The sequence below is a fragment of the Bacteroidota bacterium genome, assembly GCA_017303975.1.
Taxonomy (GTDB): Bacteria; Bacteroidota; Bacteroidia; order JAFLBG01; family JAFLBG01; genus JAFLBG01.
The window spans coordinates 38,736-57,907 of sequence record JAFLBG010000004.1 but is presented as its reverse complement, the minus strand read 5'-3'; the positions used below and the strand labels follow the sequence as shown (position 1 = coordinate 57,907).

Sequence of the window (19,172 nt, the reverse complement as noted above, 5' to 3'; positions counted from 1 at the left end):
TTAAATGCTTTATGTTAGCTGAATAGTCTTAACCTTTTAGACGTTCAATTCAGTTCTTAATGTTCTAATAACTCCAATTGCACTTATTATTTCAGATGAAATCTCGTGCTTGTTTATGTCATGGTGACTTAGTGGGTTTAAAACCAGTTTTCTGAAGCTTTCAATATTTGAAGTCGTTGCAGGAGTTAAGTTACACCTTGTTGGATATGCATTTTTATAATCCTTGATTGCAATCCAAAAATTATCAGTATTTAAATCTGAGATGGAAAGCTTAAAGGAAACAGGCAATGCTTTTGACAAACAATATCTTTTTAAAATAAATTCAAATGCAGATCGCAGATAAACACCTGCGGCTTTGTTATCCCCTTGATTATAGTAATCCTCTGCTTGAGTGATGAACCTTGAAATATGACTCCCGCTTTGCTTGTCATTTCCATAAATCATTACAGGCTGTTCAAATCCCTTTCTAGTACGCCTACTATATAATTCGATTGTTTTCCAAGAAGAGTTCTTTTCTAAATAAAACTTCATATATTCATACCAAGGTTTATCATAAGTGGTAATAAATTTCTGATAATCAGAAAAATGATTCTCAAGTATATCAAAAAGTGGTAAACGATTAGCTATGTCTAATCCAATAAAAATATCATCCAAAAAAAGTATTTTTGATTTGATGTTTAATTGAGGATGTCTTTTAACCATACCGAGATAAATAGAAATGGCAATAGCAGAAAGTCTAGCTTCATTTAGAAATAAATGTGGTTCACTTATTTCCTTTTCGAGATAATAAAGTTTTATCGATACATTGTTGTTTAAGTATCCATTAAATTCGGCATTAGGTTTTGTTTCTTTATAAAAGAGTTTGAATCTTATTCCATGTTTAAACTCATCCAAAATAGGTTGAGCTACCTTATTAATATTATCAGCACTACTATCTTTGAATAATTCCCGGAACGCCTTATTAAAAGAGCCTATTGCTTTTTCAACATCATTCTTCTTATTGGCCATTTTGTATTTGTTCCCATCCAGCTCCTTTTTGCATGAAAATTCTACATTATCCCAAAGTTCACCTAACTCTCTACCACCTGTGATAACTGTACTCCTAAAGTGTTTTAGAACCCCCTTTACCAACAAATCAAATAGATCAATTTCCTGTCCTTTTTTAATATTATGTATTCCCAACAGGTGCTTATAAGTTAAAAAACTCTTTAAACCTATTGCATCACGTATACTATTATCAGTTGGCGAATATGTGTCCTTTTTCTTTTTGCTAAATAAGTAAGCTTTATCAACAAGATTTCCATCTTTATCCGGATTAAATGTGACCTTAATATAGCCTTTACCACGCTCATTCTTATTTATGAAAATATTTTCGAGTTCATCAAAATCTATATCTTCTCTTGAAGATTGAAAGAAGTCTTTTAGCGCATAATATAAAGAACTTTTGCCACTTCCATTTTCACCATAGACAAAAACATTTTTACTACCTATGTCAAATGAGTGTTTTTTATAAAACGCCTTATAATTGTTTATTTCTATTGTCTTAATTTTCATTTAAAAAAATCTTTAATAATTCTGATTTCTTCTATGCTATCTAATGTTTCCAAATTATTTCTTACTACATGATTAGGATCGTACAATTTGTTAAATACAGATGTGATAATTTTCATATTCCCTTCGTCATTCAAAGAGGTATCTATTTTATTTAATTTCGGTATATGTTTAATTAAATGTTTATTTACCATTTCAATTTCTTTACTGAAATATGATTCGTAGATAATTGAATTTAACAATGCTTCAAAAAAGGAAATTTCTATTTTTCTTTCATCAACACTTTTAAGAAAAACAATATAGTCAACCAAATTAACTAGTATATCAACTGCCTTCTCAGAGAAAACAGGTATAGGTATGCTGTTGAGTCCTCGAACTCCGACATGCGGGGTAGCCTTATTTCCTTTTCTTAAAATCTCCTTTTCTATTGCATAATAACTTATTATTTCACTATTTAAAATCGCGCAGCATAATTTCAAATTACTTAAATCATCAGATGTGCCTACTAATAAACCGTATGATCCATAAATTTGATCTAAACATATAGCTGACATAATTGTTTGACCGGATTCAGGAATAAATAAATGAGGCTGAATATATCGCTCAGGGTTTCCTAAAACAATTGTTGCCCCACTATCTCTTAATTGCTTTTCTCGTTCTAAATCAAAAATAAAATAACCATCCTCTGGATCTAGTTTGTAAGAAAATTTTTTAATATTCTTTGTTCCAGCCAAATAAGGATAATAACCAACTTTCTTTTCTTTTGACAAAAAGTATTCTGAACACCCGCCAATATTTACTCCCCTATTAACAGTGAGGATATCCTCCAATTTATTTTTATGAATTTCTATTTTATCTATTAATTCTTTATTATCACCTACATGAAATTCAAGTTTACCATTCTTTTGAAAATCAATTTGTGAGATTAACTTTGAATCTGTTAGCTGTCCCTTAAAGTATTTTAGTTTAGTTGATTTCTTTTCTTTATTAATGCCAAACACAACACAATCAACAATTGCCTCAAAAGGATCTAGATTAGTTACAATAAAATCAATGGAATAATTTTTCAAGAGATATTCTCTAAGGTTAATATAGGAAGGCAATACTGCAAGAGTTTTATTTGTAATAAAGGATAAGAACCCCTTTTTATTAAGAAGTTTAAGCCCCTTTTCTGTCAATAGATTCATGCTGTTAATTCTATCATTCGTTTTAATAACATGATCATAATTATTTTTAAAATAACTCTTTGTTAAATCAGTAATTTCTTGTCCATTATTTCCATAATACGAGATATAAGGCGGGTTACCAATTACAATGTCAAAACCATTTTTCTTATGCCAAACTTCAGAAAAGAATAACCTGAAATCAAAGTCAATCACTATTCCAGTAAATTCTTCACTCGTTGATAATATTCTATTGATTTCATTATTAATGTTTTTCCTAAGTTGCTTTTTCCTTGTTTCATCAGTTAAACCAAAAAATTCATCCTTTAAAACTTCTAATTTTTTTGTTGCATCATCGTCTACAAGATTTTTTTCAGGCAAACCAATTATACTATTACCCTTAATGATTTTATAATCTAAATTTGGAAGAGCCTCAATGCTATAAAAATCATCCTCGTCAACAATTAAACTTAACCACAAGCGCAGACGAGCAATATCAATTGCTGACGCATCTATATCAACTCCATATATACTTTCTTGAATAGTGTGTCTTTTAACACGATAGATATATTTAGAATTGTCTTCTTTATAATCTTCATAATCAAGTTCTATTTCACTCAGTTTTGAAACTAAATAATCTTTACTTAAATATGGTAACAAGACCTTTTGTGCAGTAACTAATTCATGTAATAACCCAACAGGAAAAGCTCCTGAACCAATAGAGGGGTCACAAATCTTAATGGTTGTAATTCTATTGTCTATAATATCAGCATTAACTCTTATTGATTCAGGTAATTGAAATTTATAGCTACTGGTTTCTTTGCCTTTTTCAATAATTGTAGTGTCATTTTCTGTTGCTAAAAATCCTTTTCGGATGAATACTTCAATATCTTCTTTTGATACCAAATTTTTTGCGTAATGTTCTATCTCAAGTTTTGATTGCCCCTTTTTATTATTAGAACCCCTAAATATTGCAAGTTGATCTTCACCTAAAGCCTGATAGCTTTCCTGATCATCATTTATTGAATTAAAAAGATATTGTATCAAGCTTTCTTGACACATATAATGTACAATCTCTCTTGGAGTATAAAAGGCTCCTTTGCTTTTTCTCTCTTTTATCTCCAACATATTTTCAAATACTTTTCCAAGCATTTCAGGGTCAACTGCGACTTCCTTTTCAAGTGGCTCATCCTCTTTAATAGTAAAATTATACCTATCAAAAACATCCAGAACCCCCGTTCCTTTATCCCCATTTTTATTCTTTTCCTCATTCCTAAATAATTCATTTGGAATAACGATTTGAACATTTTCCCAGTCATAGTCCGCCTCAAATAATCCTCCATTTAAAAATGGAATTTTACAGTCAAATCTTTTATAATAGGCAGGATCTGGACTTTTTGTTCGTCCTTTAGCAAGAGCTTCGTAAAAAAGAAATTTCAAATAATCATTAAAGAAATTTTTCTCTTTTTTGCTTGCATCATCAAATAATTTCTGAACAAACTTTTTCTCACCTTTTCCCCATGGCTCATTTTTAGGAACGCCAAGCCACCCTTTTTTTTGCAAGAAATATAAGAAAACAATTTGCCCTAAAAGTTTCTTTGTAAAGCGAGCCGTTTCAATTTCGGCATCTTTAATAACTTTTTGTACAAGTTCATCATTCTCGAAATGTTCGGATAGCTTAATATATAAATCCTTATACTGATCAAAGAATTCATCCGTAACTTTTTCTATACTAAAGCAGCCTTCAAGATCTTCAAGGGACGGCTTACTGTATGTGTTTTGTAGGACTGGTAATAGTTGCTTCTGAGCAGTATGTGCTTGCTCATGTTCACCAACGAGAAAACTGTAACGCTTTGCAGGAGTCAGTTCCTTTTTTGTTTTAATTTTTCCTTTTTGATCTCTAAAGCTTTCATGTTCAATCTTAATAAAAGAGAACCTCCAGTCTGCACCATTATCATCCCTGCTATAAAAGGCGGCAAGTGCGTAATCTCTGCCTTTATCATTAAGTCTTTTTATAACAAAATTTCTCAATGAAGTTCTTGCTTTTTCTAGCTTTGAAGTCGCTTTAGTTTCAATAACTAAAAGTTCCATTTCGTTTCCTTCTGGGTCGGTGTAGATACCTAATCGTTTAAATCGATTGATATGCTCCCTAAACGACTCATATATGTAATTTCCTTGAGCCCAATCTCTTTCCTTTTGCTCATCGTAATCATTTAACAAGTTTTTTAGGAAGAAAGTAAATTGTTCTAAATCAAACCTTGCATTAAAGGTCTTTTCGATAAGTTGTGTAGCTTCTTTTTTTTCCATTATGCCTTAGTCAAATATCCTGATAAAATAACTTCTCTTTTAGTAAAACTTCCTCCATGCTGATTTTCTTCCGCAACAATAGTTCTAATGTGTTTCCTCAGTATGCCAAGCATTTGCAAGGGGTCTAATACCTTTTCAAATTCCTTTTTAATTGCTTGAGCGGTCTTTTTTGCCAAGCTTCCTTGAGATAACATAAATTTCACACCATTAATAAACTCTTCATCACTATCGGTAAACTGCTTACAGTTTTTAAAAGTTTTATCTTTTAATCTAGTCTCTATATATTTTAAATTTGATCTTCCTCCACTTCCTTCATCGTCATCCGAAATAGTTGAGTCTAATTCAAACCTAGCTCTATTTATATCTAATTTTTGGAAGTACTGTTTTGACGGTATTTTATTTCTTTCAGTATTAGGATCACATTCAAGTATTTTTACAGCATCAAAAAAGGTTATTTCATTTGATTCAGTATTTACATTCAAATAAAACTTTTTTAGTTTACCTAATCTGAAAAATGTGACTAATTGATCAGATTCAATTTTAGTTGTTTCAAAACCGGAACGAGCTTTTTTAGGTAGGGTTTTAATTTTTTCAAATAGATCCGGATTTTTATCTCTTATTTTTCTAATTAACTCCAAATATTTAAGTTCGGAATCTCCATCTTCATCTTCTCCGGTGTATGACTTCTTATTATTTAAAGTATCAAATAATTCTTGGCTTCCTATTTCTTCTCCATCAGAAAGATACTTGGCATCTTCTCCCAAAATGTCATGAAACATTTGAATTTTGTTTGTGATATTTTGTTCTAATCCCAAATGTTCATCTGATTGTGTTGTAGGAAAAAAGTTGTATATAAACACTTCAGGATGTTTTGTTCCCAAACGGTTAACGCGCCCAACCCTTTGTAACACTCTTGTTGGATTCCAAGGCAGGTCGTAGTTAATTAAACAGTTTGATCGATGTAAGTTTATGCCCTCCGCCAAAACATCTGTAGTAATCAAAATCCGTATATCATCAGATTTATCTTTTTGAGTTGGATCGAAATTATTCTTAATTATTTCACGAGAAATATTATGTTTTGAAACTAACTTACTATCCGAATGTCGTCCTCCCTTACTTGAATAAAACATAACTTCTCCAGGAAATTCAGAGATTAATTTTTCAAAAATATAATCCCCAGTTTCTTTTGATTCAGTAAATACAACAAGTTTTTGCTTCTTAAGGCTTTTATTACTTTTTAAATCAGCAACAAACTGTTCAAGTTTCGGATCATCGTTTATTGCCGCCCAATTCTTCTTTATTTCTTTAAGTGTTTCTAAGTCATGTTCTAAATCTGTAATAAAATCTTTTCTGAAATCTTTAGAATCGTATTTATGCGCCTTTTCCTCTTCAACATACTTCTCTAATTTTTCAAAATCATCATTGTCTAATAAATCATATACATTTACTTTCTTACTAATGTATACAGTTCCCTGATTATACATTGCAATGAAATTATTATAGGAATCAATAAAACGATCTACACTTTGTTTAAAAGCGAAAAAACTACTTTCTAAACGCTTTACCAATATTCCTTTCATAAAGCCTCCAACGTTTCTTTGTTGCTGAAGTTCAAATGCACTTAAACCTTTGTTGCCTATATAGTAGGTCAAGGGTATGTATCTTGAATACTTAAAACTTTGAAGTAATTGTATTGTTGAATTAAAAACAGTTTCCGTTTTTCCTTTAAAATAATAAACAATCTTACTCGGGTCTTGAACTTCAGGAAATACAATGCCTTGGTTTTTTATATCGTTTTTAAAATAATTTACTACATCTTTCCTTGTCCTTCTAACCATTACATGTTTTAGAACTTTATCTTTGATTTCATTAGAAACCTCTTTGATGGCTTTTTTATAAGCATCTTCCTCCTCACGTAGTCTGTAAACAGCTCCCTTATCATCTTTATAGATTTTAGGTTTAAACTCATCCAACTTCTTTTTTAATTTATTAAAGAAGGACACTAAATTAGGAACACCCGGAATGGTTGAATTCTTTGGTGCTTGAAATAGTTTTAGCTGAGAAAAAATATCGTCAATAGTATTATTTAATGGTGTTGCTGTAACCAAAACTACTTTTTTACCTCTACAAATATCTAACAGATCAGCATAAGATTGAGTAGCTTCATTTCTAAATCTATGCGCTTCATCAACAACTACATAATCGTATTTTTCTATTCCCTTCTGAATTATACTTTCCAGTTTACCAAGTGATTCAACTTCTGCTGGCACTCGGAATTCAAGTAAACTCTCTTTCCAATAGTCTTGTAGAACAGGAGGGCAGATCACAAGTATTCTACCCCTCAATTGTTGTAGGAGTTGCGCTGTTATAAATGTTTTACCGAGACCAACAACGTCAGCAAGAAATACTCCATTATACTCTTCCAATTTTTTCAAAGCCTGAATTACTGCTTGTTCTTGATAGTCTAGTTTCATAAACCCATCAGGTAGAAATGATTCATATTTATCCTGAAGATTAATATCTTCCTGTAAGTACTCGTAAATAAGCTTTAGATAAAGTTCATAAGGTTTTATAGAATCGTTGAGCCATGTTTTGTTCTTTACCGAATCAACAAACTCATCAGAAATATCAATGGAGTCTTTCCATAATGTTTCAAATTGATTCAAGGCATACTCAATATCACGTCTATCTTTTAAGTGAACATTGAACTCTCTATTAGCAACAAGACCGTTTAATGAAAAATTACTCGAACCCGTAATAACAGAACCATATTGGATATGACTTATATTTTCTTTATATCTACTGATATAAACTTTTGCATGAATATTTTTTGAAGGATAAGCTTTAATTTCAAGTTTTTTACCATTGCCACCATTTTTTTTGTCTTGTTCAGTATTAGAACAATCCGCTTGCAAAAAATCTATGAAATGTCGTAACCCAATTTCCAATCTTTCATCGATCTCTCTAGAGTTCTCAATCTCATTTATTAAATTCTTTTGAAATTCTTTTTTTGCATTATGATGGGATTCAAAATCAAACATAGTTTGTGTTTGATATTGATTTATTGTTTTATAGGCATCTTCATCTACCCCAAGTCCCACTAGAATACGGACTTTATCTATTGGCTCTATTGATTCGTATAATTGATAAAATCCGCTAGAACGAAAGTAACCAACCAAAACATCAAAATATTGAGTATCCTTTAACGTTGTTCTAAAACGGTCGAGCAAGGTTTGACCTTCTTCATTGGTAAAAAAAGTAAGATCAGTATGTATTTTATTTATAGTTTCTTGAGTCATTACTTATTTTTTAGATTTCAATTTTTTAATCGATTGATTTAAAATTTCAATAGCATACTCTTCGCTTTTAAGTTGTTTTACAAGCTTTTGGCTATTCCACTCAACCATTATTTCTTTTTCGTCTAGCTTATAAAATTTAACCAACTCTATCAATTGCTGCTTTGTTGGTTTTCTTTCATCCCTTTCTATCTTACTAAGTACTGCCTGATCCATATCGATTGAACCAGCTACCTGTCTTAATAATAGATTTCTTTTTTCCCTTTCTTTTCGAAAAATTTCTCCGAGTGAATTCATTTTACTTATGTTGGCTTGACAAACTATGTCAAATATATACTTTGTTTTGATTTTTGAAACCTTTTCAGCATTCTTTTTATTAACCACCTTAAAAAAGTTAAAAAGAACAGAAAATATAACTCCCTTTCACTCCTTTTAAGGAAAAAACAGAAAACTCGCTCCCAAACCGGGAAAGTGCCCAAAACCATCACCGTTACTTTGCCCCTGTAAAACGTCAAAACATAAAAACAGGTAGCAATGGCAGCAGAAGCAATAGGAAAATCAAGCGGGATCATCAGAAAGAAAAACATTGAAAAAGATCAAAAAACATTGAAAGAGTTTTTTCAAACCGACAAAGTGGCCAAAAACACCACCGTTAATTTGCTCCAGTAAAACGTCAAAACATAAAAACAGATAACAATGGCAGAAGAAGGGAAAAACAAAACAAGTAACATTCTTGAGGGAGATCAGGATAAAGGAATTCCATCATGGTTAGTCCCAATCCTGAGCGGATTAGGCAGTATGGGTGGTAGCTATATGCTTTGGGTAAAACCATTACAGGACAACTTTAAAGCAATGACAGAACAAATAGAAGATTTAAAAGATGACATCGCAGAAATTAAACTAAAACAAAAGCAGGTGGACAGAGACTTCTATAGTAAGCTTGAACAGGCCTTAAAAGGATTGGAAGGAGAAACGTCAAAACGTTTTAACGCTTCAAAAGAAGAGGAGGAAGATGATGAGATTATCTCCTTTAACAAAAAGGAGAAGTATGTAAAACCAACTAAGAAAAAAACATCAATACTCAGATAATATGGAAACCGCCACATTCAAAAGATTTACAGTTCCATTAGATATTTTGACGGATATCGTCAAAGTAATTCTGGAGATGGAATTAAAAAATGAAATAACAGCAGTCAATGAAAATAAGGCTTTTATTGAAATCAAAGTAGAGTATCAAAACGGCTTGGGCTTTCATCAAAAAGCAATCGCCAACATCGAAAGCATTTTAGATGATTATAACTACTATCGTTTTGAAGAAGAAGAAACCGATTGGAGAAACAGTTAAGATGATAAAGACTTGTGCATATTGTAATAAAGAATTTGAAGCAAGACGAGTGGATAAACATTTCTGCTCTGCATCTTGCCGGCAATTAAATCATTTGCAGAAGAAGGCTATTACCTTATTTGGGAATGAGAGCAAATCTATTGAAGAGCCTAAAGAAGTTATTATCCATCAAACTACTCCTGCAATTGAAGAGGAATCTGTTGTAATAAAAAAAGAAAAGACAGTTGAAAAGCAATACAAGGAACTTGAAAGCAGGTTTGTTAATGATATTATATCACAACTAAAGCGCAGAAGTATTGAAGTTTCAATTCAAGCATATGTACAGAACAATAAGGCATTTACAAAGAGTGTATCATGGATAAATGTTCGCCTACGATGCTTGATTGAAATTCTGCTTTTAATTTCTGAAAGAAAAAGTTTGCCATTAGCTGACTTAGTTGAAATTACAAATGCCTTTACATTATTGCTAAAGTCTGAACATCTGAAAAATATATCTGAACACTACCCTTATTACCAACTGATAAAGGATTTAAGAGATAAGTTGAAAAACATTTATATAGAAAACGAAGATTCAGACTTCGTTCAAATCAAACTCGTCCGGAGAGTAAAAATTGATCTGATCGTTTATCGCTGCGAGCTCAGATCAGTTGCATCAAAAGTAAAATTCAGCGAATTAAATTTTAAAACAAAAGATAAATGAGAACTAAAGAATTTGAAGTACAGAATGATTTTATCTGCGAGTTTGCAGAGGCATTAGCAGAACACGAATTAACTAATGAAATCAACGGAGTAACAGAAGATGGAGAAATCCTGATTGAGGTGAGTTATGAAAAAGAAGATCGGGCTGCTGTATTTGCCTTGACCGAACTTCTTGATGATTACTACGAAGAAGAGGAGGAGGAGCAGGAAGAAGAGGAAGATTAGCCCGTTTTTGCAAATACCTTAAAGTATAAAAAGGTCTCCGCCTGTGTTCCGCACACGTTGGGGCTTTTGGCGGGACTTTTTTATATGGAAGGCATGAATTATGTTAGACAGGCTGAAAGTCAATAATAGCAATAAGTTTGGAGGATTTAAAATGAGAGTGATTGAATTAAATAAGAAAGAAAGTGTGAAGGAAGTAACACTTGAGAGAGCAAGAGAGTTGTTGAATAATAAATCCATAAGTGATGAAGATTTGAAAAAGCTTATGAACAACCTGAGAGCATTTTGCCGGATTGTAATTGAAATCAGGCAGAGTATAGAACAAAAAAATAATACGCAGAATTCTTTTGAAGAATTAAAAGAGGCTGCATAGTAATAACCATAAAAACGAAAACCATGAAAGAAAACAAAATCAAAAAACCTGATTCAAAAATGATTCAGGATGAGCTAAGCGAAATGCAAGTGTTTGAACAATTCGCTAAAGGAAGTAAGAAAACAAAAGGTGCAGGTAATAACTGCGTCATTTACACAAGGGTATCCGGCAAGGAACAGGAAGAAGGTTACAGCTTGGATACACAAAAGAGAGAGTGCGAAGAATTTGCTGAAAAGAATGGATTAAACATTCTTGGTTACTTTGGAGGTACTTATGAGAGCGCAAAAAATGACGAGCGTAAGGAGTTTAATAAAATGCTTCAGTCAATAAAACGAAGCAAACAAAAAGTGTCGTACATAATTGTTTACATGCTCGACCGATTTTCAAGATCGGGTGCAAACGCCATTTATATAAAAGAGCAATTAAAGCAACAAGGTATTTACATCCAATCAGTGCGACAGCCAGCTGATGGTTCGACCTCCAGCGGTGATTTTCAGCAAAACATTCAAATGATTTTTTCGCACTACGATAATCAGTTGCGAAGAGAACGTTGCATGGCAGGAACAAGAGAAGCTTTAATGAGGGGAATTTGGTGTGCGCACACTCCGATAGGTTATGATAAAATTATAGTAAACGGAGAAACTAGACTCGTTGTAAATAATGAGGGTAAATTATTACGCAAAGCATTTTATTGGAAAGTAAACGATAACCTGAACAGCGAGCAATGTGTTGCAAAGCTTGCAAACATGGGATTAAAAATATCCCACCAAAGAATGTCGACTATTTTCAGAAACCCTTTTTACTGCGGTTTGATTTCGCACAACCTTTTGGAAGGGCAGTTGGTTGAAGGCAAGCATGAGAAGTTAATTTCAAAAGAAATATTTCTTGCAGTAAATGAAATTCAAAACAAGAACTCTTTTGGTTATAAGCAAACACCCGAGCAAATTAATATTCCTTTAAAGGTTTTTGTAAAGTGCGACAAATGCGGTGTTGGGTTAACCGGATATGTTGTAAAAAAGAAAGAGCTATGGTATTATAAATGCCGGACAAAAGGATGCTGCGTAAATAAGGCTTCCGAAACGTTAAACCGTCAATTTGAAAACGTTTTGACGGATTTTGTGCTTGATCCAGAGAACCTAAACTTAATGCAGGAATTGCTGATAACCGAGTTTAATGAACGCACAAGGGATAATGAGGAAGCCGTTAGATTACTTAAAGAGCAATATCAGGATATTAAGCGCAAATTGGAGCGTTTGGAGGAGCGCTTTATGGACGAAGAAATCACCAAAGAATTGTACCTTAAATACGTTGAGAAACATAAAGAGGAACAGGTCAAAATTCAACGTGATTTGCAGGATGTCGAACTTAGCGCTTCGAACCCGGAAGATTGCGCACAGCTAATTACAAGCTACGCCAAAGACCTGCGCCAAATGTGGCTTTCTGCCGATTATATGCAAAGACAAAAGCTACAAAACTACTTGTTTCCACAAGGGCTTCGCTACTGCAAGGAAAAAGGGCTAGTTCGTACCGAAGAATATAACTCGGTGTTTTTGTGGATTGCCCATAAACAGCGAGAATTAGGGCAAAAAAAATGCGGCATACCAAGTTTAAACCTTGATGATGCCGCTTTGGTAGCGGGGACCGGACTCGAACCGATGACCTTTGGGTTATGAGCCCAACGAGCTACCAACTGCTCCACCCCGCAATATATTTTGAATACCTTAATGAACGATTATATTTGAAAGAGCAAATATATATATTATTACCTTAGTACCAAACATATTACCTTAACATTAGACAAAATCAAGCTATAATCCCATGAGTACTACAAAACATAAGGCAGGATTCGTAAATATAATTGGAAACCCCAATGCCGGAAAATCCACTCTAATGAACGCTTTGGTTGGGGAAAAGCTATCTATTATTACCCCTAAAGCACAAACTACAAGGCACCGAATAATGGGGATTGTAAATAGCGATGATTTTCAAATCGTCTATTCCGACACACCAGGCATTTTAAAGCCCAACTACAAACTACAAGAAAACATGATGGGCTTTGTAAAAAGCTCCCTGTCTGATGCGGACGTTTTTTTGTTAATGATTGATGTTACCGATAGAGAGCCCTTCAACGAAGAGATTTTAATGAATGTTAAAAACTCAGGTATTGCGAAATTGGTTTTGTTAAACAAATGTGATTTAATAAAGCAAGATAAAATGCTTGAACTTGTTGCAGAATGGAGAAGAAAAATGCCCAACACAGAAGTGCTTCCCATTGCAGCGTTACACAAACTAAATGTGCACTTAGTTATAGATAAAGTTGTAAAGCTATTGCCTGAATGCCCACCCTACTTTGACAAAGAGGAACTTACCGATAAAACACAACGCTTTTTTGTGTCGGAAATAATTCGCGAAAAAATATTTTTTAACTACCACAAAGAAATTCCTTACAGTGCCGAAGTATTGATTGATGAGTTTAAAGAAGAGGAAAGAATAACAAAAATTAGAGCTACTATTATTGTAGAGCGAGATACCCAAAAAGGTATTATTATTGGGCACAAAGGAGAGTCTATCAAAAAAGTAGGAATTGAGTCGCGCAAAGACATCGAAAACTTTTTAGATGCACGTGTGTTTTTAGAGTTGTTTGTAAAAGTTGACAAAGACTGGCGAAACAACGAAAACAGGCTGAAGCAGTTTGGGTATAAAGCTTCTTAATCCTTGTATTTACAATACATTGAGCAGTTGCTCTTTTACCTTCTCTAACTCATCTTTCATTTCAACTACCACTTTTTGTATGGCAGCATCATTGGCTTTAGAGCCTATGGTGTTTATTTCACGACCAATTTCTTGCGATATAAAACCCAGCTTTCGCCCGTTAGAAGGATCTTTTAGTGTTTTTAAAAAATAATCGCAGTGTGTTTTTAAGCGAACCTTCTCTTCTGTAATATCAATCTTTTCCATATAATAAATCAACTCTTGTTCAAAGCGATTCTCATCAACCTTTTCTAGCCCAATAGTTTCAACAATATTGTTCTTTATTCTACTTTTTATTTGCTCCAATCGTTTGCCATCTTGTTCGGCTACAATAGCCAAGCCTTCCGCTATTTTAGTTATTCTGTTTATCAATTCTGTTTCCAGTGATTTTCCCTCACTGATTCTAAAATCAGAAAATAGCTTGCAGGCCTTGTTAATATTGGAAAAAAGAGCTTTCCATTCTTCTTCTCCTACTTCTTGTTTGTCGGGTTTTAAAATATCGGGCAGGCGCATAATGGTAGCTAGCAAATCATTGGAGCTGTCGTTTAGTTCTAAAGCAAGCTCTTTCATTTCTTTGTAATAGTTTTTGGCAAGCCCTTTATCTATTCTGGAAGTTTTAGCTTCCGATGTGTATTCCACCAATATCAAAGCATCTGCCTTTCCTCGTTCAATCACTTTAGAAAACTCGTTTCGAATATCAAATTCCTTTTCGCGGTACAATTGCGGAATACGGACAGACATATCTAATTGCTTACTGTTTAAAGAGCGAAGTTCAATTGTGATTATTTTGTCTTTTAATTCGCAAGTGGCTTTACCAAAGCCCGTCATCGATTTTATCATTTTCTATTTTTTACTTGTTAAATATACACCCAAAAAAATCAGCAATGCTGAAATTATTTTTATTCCGCTTATGCTATCCTTGCCCGCAAACAATGCGATGGCAGTAGCCAACAGCGGTTGTAAATATATATAAGCACTAACAACCGATGAACTAAGTGTTTTAAGAGCATAGGTGTTTAATAAGTATGCAAAAAAAGTTGTTACTACTACAATAAAAAGAACAAACATCCATATTCTTGGCGTAAACAAGTGAAACGAAATATCTCCCACTTCCCCAATACTAAAGGGGGTTACCAAGATTAAACCAAATAGAAAAACCCACTTTAAAACAGTTACGGTGTTGTACAGCAACATATATTTTTTTACGTAAATAATATAAATACTCCATGATACCGCATTTAGTAATATTAATAAGTCTCCCAACATTGTTTCGGTACCGAACGACAAATCTGATTTAAGTGTAAGTAATGCCGCTGCTCCAATAAAACCAAGCACTACACCGAATAGTGTATTTGTATTAAATTTTTCTCGTGCAGTAAGTAACGCCAATAAAACTACCACAATAGGCGATGTAACCATTATTATGGCTGCATTAATGGGAGTAGTAATGCTTAACCCTTTTAAAAACATCATTTGATTCAAAAACACACCACATATGGACAATAAGAAAAAATGCAGTATGTGTTTTTTATCTACTCTTTCTTTTATGAATAAGGAGTATATCCAAAATAGTGAACAAGCACCTATCACCCGCAAAAACACAAGTGCTGATGGTTTTACGAAATCAGGCATTACTTCTTTGGCAATCGTAAAACTTGCGCTGTAAATTAAGTTTGCAAAGAGCAGGGCTAGATGGGCCTGTAAATTTTTATTCATTGTGTAATTGAACAAACATGTGCCTACTGGACTTTAACTCCTTTTTTGTACTTCATTCTACTCATTTCGTTTCCTTTGGCATCGTAGAAAAGCCATTCCCCATGCGGAACACTTTTATACACATCTACTTTGTCTCCCTTAGGTTTATTTTCAAACTCCACCGTTTCGGCTTTGTTCTTTATCACTTTATATGAAGAAATGCTTTTAACTTTTCCATCCGGATACCAAGCAGTACAAGTGCCATTAAGCTTGCCATCTACGAAATTTTGTTCTTGAAATTTTTGCCCGGTTTCGTAATAATACATCCACTTACCTACCGGTTTTTCATTTTTATATTTTCCCTCCCTATCCTTAATTCCTTTGTCAGAATAGAATTCCCAAAAACCATCCTTCCTTCCATCTAAATAACTCCCCTTCTCCCAAATGGTTCCATCTACTTTCCAAAAAGTCCATGCACCTGTTTTTAAATCATTTTTATAAAAACCTTCGTATTTAATTTTACCTTCTTTAAACCACCCTTTCCATGCGCCATCCATCATTCCTAGTTTATAGTTGCCTTCGTCTTTCTTTTGTCCATTGTCGTACCAAGAAAGCCACAATCCATTCTCTTTATTCGTGAAAAAATCACCCTCCATCATTTTTTTCCCATCTTCAAACCAATACATCCAATGTCCCGACTTTAAATCATTTACCTGCTCGCCTTCTTTCCACTTGGCTCCGTTTGCATACCAGTACGTCCACTTGCCATTCATCTTATCGTCAACAAACAGTCCTTCTGATTCTTTATTGCCATTCTCAAACCAATACTGCCACTTGCCTGTACGCTTATCATCCAGCAAAGAGCCCTCCATTTCCAAGGTGCCTCCCTGTCTATACCACTTCCAGTAGCCTGTGCGCTTATCATTTTTAAATTCGCCCTCACTTTTTAGTTTACCATCTGTAAACCATGATTTATAAACGCCATTCTTGAAACCATTTTCATAAGTAATTACGGTTTCCCTTCTACCATCTGTATCCCAAAAAATCCACTCTCCACTTTGCCTTCCTGCTTTGTAAACACCCTCTCCACGCTTAATTCCATTGTCATAGACCATTGTAAATTTCCCTTCACCATTCTTTATAATCTGATTCCCTTGCTCATCAAAATAAGTAGTTAGGTAAAACAAATCGTTCTTGTACTCAGACTCTTGTTTAAGCTTTCCGTTGCTGTACCACTCTGTCCACTTACCTGTTTGTTTATCGGCTTTGTATTCGCCTTGCAGTTTTTTGTTGCTGGTTTTATACCAAGCAGTAAATGCTCCTTCTTGTAAATTATTTTTAAATACACCTTCGCTTTCTAAATTTCCGGTGTCATAAAAATATTGCCACAAGCCTTCTTTAACGCCATTCTTAAACTGTTCAATACTTTTAATTTTTCCGTTGGAATGAAACACTTTCCATACGCTATCCGGTTTGTTCTCTTTGTAAAAAATTTCTTGTGCTTTGTTTCCGCTGTTGTAAAAGTATTGCCACAAGCCATCTTTCTTTCCCTTTAAATAAATCTCTTCAGCCTTTAGCTTACCATCATCATAGTATAACCGCCACTTACCATCTTCTTTCCCGTCTGTATAATTTCCTTCTTTAACTACTTTCCCATTTTCGTACCAATAGGTTGATTTTCCGTGTTGCAAACCATTCTTGTAATTTTCTTCACTGCGTTTTTTTGTTTGCTCTTTGTCCCAATATTCTACTTTGGGTTGTGCGACAATATGGACAAGGCAAACAACAAAAAAAATAATTGTTGCCGTTAAATTTTTATAGGTAGTGTTCATTTGTAAATAATGTTATTTTTTAGTTGTCATTTACTCGCCTAATAAATCAGGATGAATCGGGTAAAATGAGTATCCAAAGCTAAGAAAGTATAAGAAAAGAAAGTTGGTAAATTATTAACAATAGCGCCTGTTTAATTTCTTTGCTAACTAGACGAATGTTTCGCGATAGCCAATAGAATAATTTAAAAATCAACTTCCAAATCAAACTGTTGTTTCAGCTTGTTGATGAGGGGATTCTTTTCTGCCATTTTTTTAAATCTATCAGAAGAAGTGTACGCTTTTTTTTCGCTTAAATCTCTCTTTACAACAACTTGTAAAGAAAGGGAATAGTTATTTAGTTTTTTTCTCAAAAACTCCAATAAGTCGAGCCTTATTTCATCCAACACATCCTCCTGCACTTTATTTTCAACAGAAAACTCTAGTTGGTAATTTTCTTTCAGCAATGGCTTTTGAGATGCAAGAGTTGTATATAAATTTACCTTACCCGATTGTTGCTGTATTTTAGTAAAATCAGCCCATGCAGCTTGCATTTGTTCTTCGGTAAAATTAGTTGTAGGTAGGTTCTGTGTAGATGGTTCTTTTGTTTCCACCTCCTGTTTAGTATCTTTTTTCGCACCTCCCATAAATTGGCTGATAGAGGGTGTTTTAAGAATACTTTTCTTTTCTAGTATAGATGCAGGTTGTGGAGTTGGAGTAGCAGAAACAACAGGTGGGGTTGGTGAAACCGCTGGTGGTTCTGTTTTCTGTAACGGTGGTGCGGCTTGTTGAACAGGAACAACAGCAGCAGCAGGTTTTGCAACAACTACTGTTGCAGCATTATCTTGGGGCGCTATTTCGACCTTGCTATTACTGACAGTGCTAAGCTGTATTAAACACAACTCTAACTGTAGCCTCGCGTTTTTACTCGACTTATACGATAATTCCGTTTTATTAATTACCCCCAACCATCTAATTAAGCTAGGCACATCGCACTTAGCAGATTGTTGCTGATACTTTTCTCGGATACTTCCTACAACCTCTAACAGCTGTATGGTTTGAGGGTCCTTTCCAACTAAAATATTTCTTACGTGTTCCCCCAATCCAACTATAAATTGATGCCCATCAAAGCCTTTGCCAATTACCTCATTCAACAACAATAAATTTCCAGAGATATCATTGGCAAGCGCAAAATCAATGGCTTTAAAGTAATAATCGTAATCTAATACGTTTAGGTTTTCGATTACAGCCTGGTATTTTACATTGTTTCCAGCAAAACTTACTATTTGATCAAAAATAGAAAGTGCATCGCGCAAACCACCATCAGCCTTTTGTGCAATGATATGAAGCGCTTCAGGCTCTGCGGTAATTCCTTCTTTTTGCGCAATACTCTCCAGGTGTTTTGAAATATCATCTACCTGTATCCGTTTAAAATCAAATATTTGACAACGAGATAAAATGGTAGGTATGATTTTATGTTTTTCGGTAGTAGCTAAAATAAAAATAGCGTGCTTTGGCGGCTCTTCCAGTGTTTTTAGAAATGCATTGAAAGCCGCCTGAGACAACATGTGCACCTCATCTATAATATATACTTTGTGTGTGCCCAACTGTGGTGCCAGACGCACTTGATCTACTAAATTTCTAATATCGTCAACAGAGTTGTTAGATGCAGCATCTAACTCATACACATTTAGCGAATGTCCACTATTAAACGATTTGCACGATTCACATTCATCGCAAGCCTCTACAGCAGCAGTTTTCGTGAAGCAATTAATTGTTTTTGCTAAAATTCGGGCACAGGTAGTTTTTCCAACACCACGTGGTCCGCAGAATAAAAACGCTTGCGCAAGATGGTTGTTCTTAATGGCATTCTTTAACGTTGTGGTAATAGAACTTTGTCCAACCACCGTATCAAAGGTGCTTGGTCTGTACTTACGTGCTGATACTACAAAGTTTTCCATT

Annotated in this window: 15 protein-coding genes and 1 tRNA gene; 7 read left to right on the top strand and 9 right to left on the bottom strand. The window is 33.9% G+C overall.

The annotated features are described in order from the left end of the window. Positions 1–36 precede the first annotated feature (36 nt). The 4 genes from J0M08_02595 to J0M08_02580 are packed head-to-tail and all read right to left on the bottom strand — an operon-like array spanning position 37 to position 8,701. A complete protein-coding gene (locus tag J0M08_02595; GenBank protein ID MBN8701923.1) occupies positions 37–1,554 on the bottom strand; it encodes an AAA family ATPase in 1,518 nt (505 codons plus the stop codon). Continuing rightward, positions 1,551–5,021, bottom strand: a complete 3,471-nt coding sequence (locus tag J0M08_02590; protein MBN8701922.1) for a class I SAM-dependent DNA methyltransferase — start codon at positions 5,019–5,021, stop codon at positions 1,551–1,553. Before J0M08_02590 ends, J0M08_02595 begins: the two co-directional genes overlap by 4 nt. Beyond that, positions 5,021–8,305 (bottom strand): helicase, encoded by a 3,285-nt coding sequence (locus tag J0M08_02585; GenBank protein ID MBN8701921.1) that lies wholly within the window; start codon positions 8,303–8,305, stop codon positions 5,021–5,023. Before J0M08_02585 ends, J0M08_02590 begins: the two co-directional genes overlap by 1 nt. An 18-nt stretch (positions 8,306–8,323) precedes the next feature. Further along, a complete protein-coding gene (locus tag J0M08_02580) occupies positions 8,324–8,701 on the bottom strand; it encodes a helix-turn-helix transcriptional regulator (GenBank protein MBN8701920.1) in 378 nt (125 codons plus the stop codon). 312 nt (positions 8,702–9,013) lie between these two features. On the opposite strand from J0M08_02580, the gene J0M08_02575 reads away from it, so the two are divergent. From J0M08_02575 to J0M08_02550, 6 genes are all read left to right on the top strand, one after another. Then, positions 9,014–9,406, top strand: coding sequence for a hypothetical protein (locus J0M08_02575; GenBank protein MBN8701919.1), 393 nt, complete (start codon positions 9,014–9,016; stop codon positions 9,404–9,406). A 1-nt stretch (position 9,407) separates the two neighbouring features. After that, entirely contained in the window at positions 9,408–9,662 is a 255-nt protein-coding gene (locus J0M08_02570; protein ID MBN8701918.1) for a hypothetical protein, read from the top strand. Further along, the gene (locus J0M08_02565; GenBank protein ID MBN8701917.1) at positions 9,628–10,362 is read left to right on the top strand and encodes a hypothetical protein; all 735 of its coding nucleotides are present in this window, start codon (positions 9,628–9,630) and stop codon (positions 10,360–10,362) included. The genes J0M08_02570 and J0M08_02565 overlap by 35 nt, the downstream gene beginning before the upstream one ends. After that, complete coding sequence (locus J0M08_02560; GenBank protein ID MBN8701916.1) at positions 10,359–10,586, top strand: hypothetical protein; 228 nt, start codon at positions 10,359–10,361, stop codon at positions 10,584–10,586. Before J0M08_02565 ends, J0M08_02560 begins: the two co-directional genes overlap by 4 nt. A 151-nt stretch (positions 10,587–10,737) precedes the next feature. Continuing rightward, positions 10,738–10,956 (top strand): hypothetical protein, encoded by a 219-nt coding sequence (locus J0M08_02555; GenBank protein ID MBN8701915.1) that lies wholly within the window; start codon positions 10,738–10,740, stop codon positions 10,954–10,956. 509 nt (positions 10,957–11,465) lie between these two features. Further along, entirely contained in the window at positions 11,466–12,629 is a 1,164-nt protein-coding gene (locus J0M08_02550) for a recombinase family protein (GenBank protein MBN8701914.1), read from the top strand. Here the strand turns inward: J0M08_02550 and J0M08_02545 are convergent. Continuing rightward, positions 12,586–12,661, bottom strand: a tRNA-Met gene (locus J0M08_02545). The genes J0M08_02550 and J0M08_02545 overlap by 44 nt on opposite strands. Positions 12,662–12,774: 113 nt before the next feature. Here J0M08_02545 and era point away from each other — a divergent pair. Further along, entirely contained in the window at positions 12,775–13,668 is an 894-nt protein-coding gene (gene era, locus J0M08_02540; protein MBN8701913.1) for a GTPase Era, read from the top strand. Positions 13,669–13,677: 9 nt separating this feature from the next. Here era and J0M08_02535 read toward each other — a convergent pair whose 3' ends face one another. The 4 genes from J0M08_02535 to J0M08_02520 all read right to left on the bottom strand — a co-directional run bounded on the left by J0M08_02535 (position 13,678) and on the right by J0M08_02520 (position 19,171). Continuing rightward, positions 13,678–14,547, bottom strand: coding sequence for a YicC family protein (locus J0M08_02535; protein ID MBN8701912.1), 870 nt, complete (start codon positions 14,545–14,547; stop codon positions 13,678–13,680). A 3-nt stretch (positions 14,548–14,550) separates the two neighbouring features. Then, a complete protein-coding gene (locus J0M08_02530; GenBank protein MBN8701911.1) occupies positions 14,551–15,423 on the bottom strand; it encodes a DMT family transporter in 873 nt (290 codons plus the stop codon). A 23-nt stretch (positions 15,424–15,446) separates the two neighbouring features. Further along, positions 15,447–17,234, bottom strand: coding sequence for a hypothetical protein (locus J0M08_02525; protein ID MBN8701910.1), 1,788 nt, complete (start codon positions 17,232–17,234; stop codon positions 15,447–15,449). Between the two features lie 182 nt (positions 17,235–17,416). After that, on the bottom strand, positions 17,417–19,171 hold the full coding sequence (locus J0M08_02520; protein MBN8701909.1) for a DNA polymerase III subunit gamma/tau: 1,755 nt from the start codon (positions 19,169–19,171) through the stop codon (positions 17,417–17,419). Between the last annotated feature and the right edge of the window lies 1 nt (position 19,172).

Coding starts and splice junctions, on each gene's coding strand:
- J0M08_02595 (MBN8701923.1), bottom strand. CDS start 1,554: ATGAAAATTAAGACAATAGAAATAAACAATTATAAGGCGTTTTATAAA.
- J0M08_02590 (MBN8701922.1), bottom strand. CDS start 5,021: ATGGAAAAAAAAGAAGCTACACAACTTATCGAAAAGACCTTTAATGCA.
- J0M08_02575 (MBN8701919.1), top strand. CDS start 9,014: ATGGCAGAAGAAGGGAAAAACAAAACAAGTAACATTCTTGAGGGAGAT.
- J0M08_02570 (MBN8701918.1), top strand. CDS start 9,408: ATGGAAACCGCCACATTCAAAAGATTTACAGTTCCATTAGATATTTTG.
- J0M08_02560 (MBN8701916.1), top strand. CDS start 10,359: ATGAGAACTAAAGAATTTGAAGTACAGAATGATTTTATCTGCGAGTTT.
- J0M08_02555 (MBN8701915.1), top strand. CDS start 10,738: ATGAGAGTGATTGAATTAAATAAGAAAGAAAGTGTGAAGGAAGTAACA.
- J0M08_02550 (MBN8701914.1), top strand. CDS start 11,466: ATGATTTTTTCGCACTACGATAATCAGTTGCGAAGAGAACGTTGCATG.
- era (MBN8701913.1), top strand. CDS start 12,775: ATGAGTACTACAAAACATAAGGCAGGATTCGTAAATATAATTGGAAAC.
- J0M08_02535 (MBN8701912.1), bottom strand. CDS start 14,547: ATGATAAAATCGATGACGGGCTTTGGTAAAGCCACTTGCGAATTAAAA.
- J0M08_02530 (MBN8701911.1), bottom strand. CDS start 15,423: ATGAATAAAAATTTACAGGCCCATCTAGCCCTGCTCTTTGCAAACTTA.
- J0M08_02525 (MBN8701910.1), bottom strand. CDS start 17,234: ATGAACACTACCTATAAAAATTTAACGGCAACAATTATTTTTTTTGTT.
- J0M08_02520 (MBN8701909.1), bottom strand. CDS start 19,171: ATGGAAAACTTTGTAGTATCAGCACGTAAGTACAGACCAAGCACCTTT.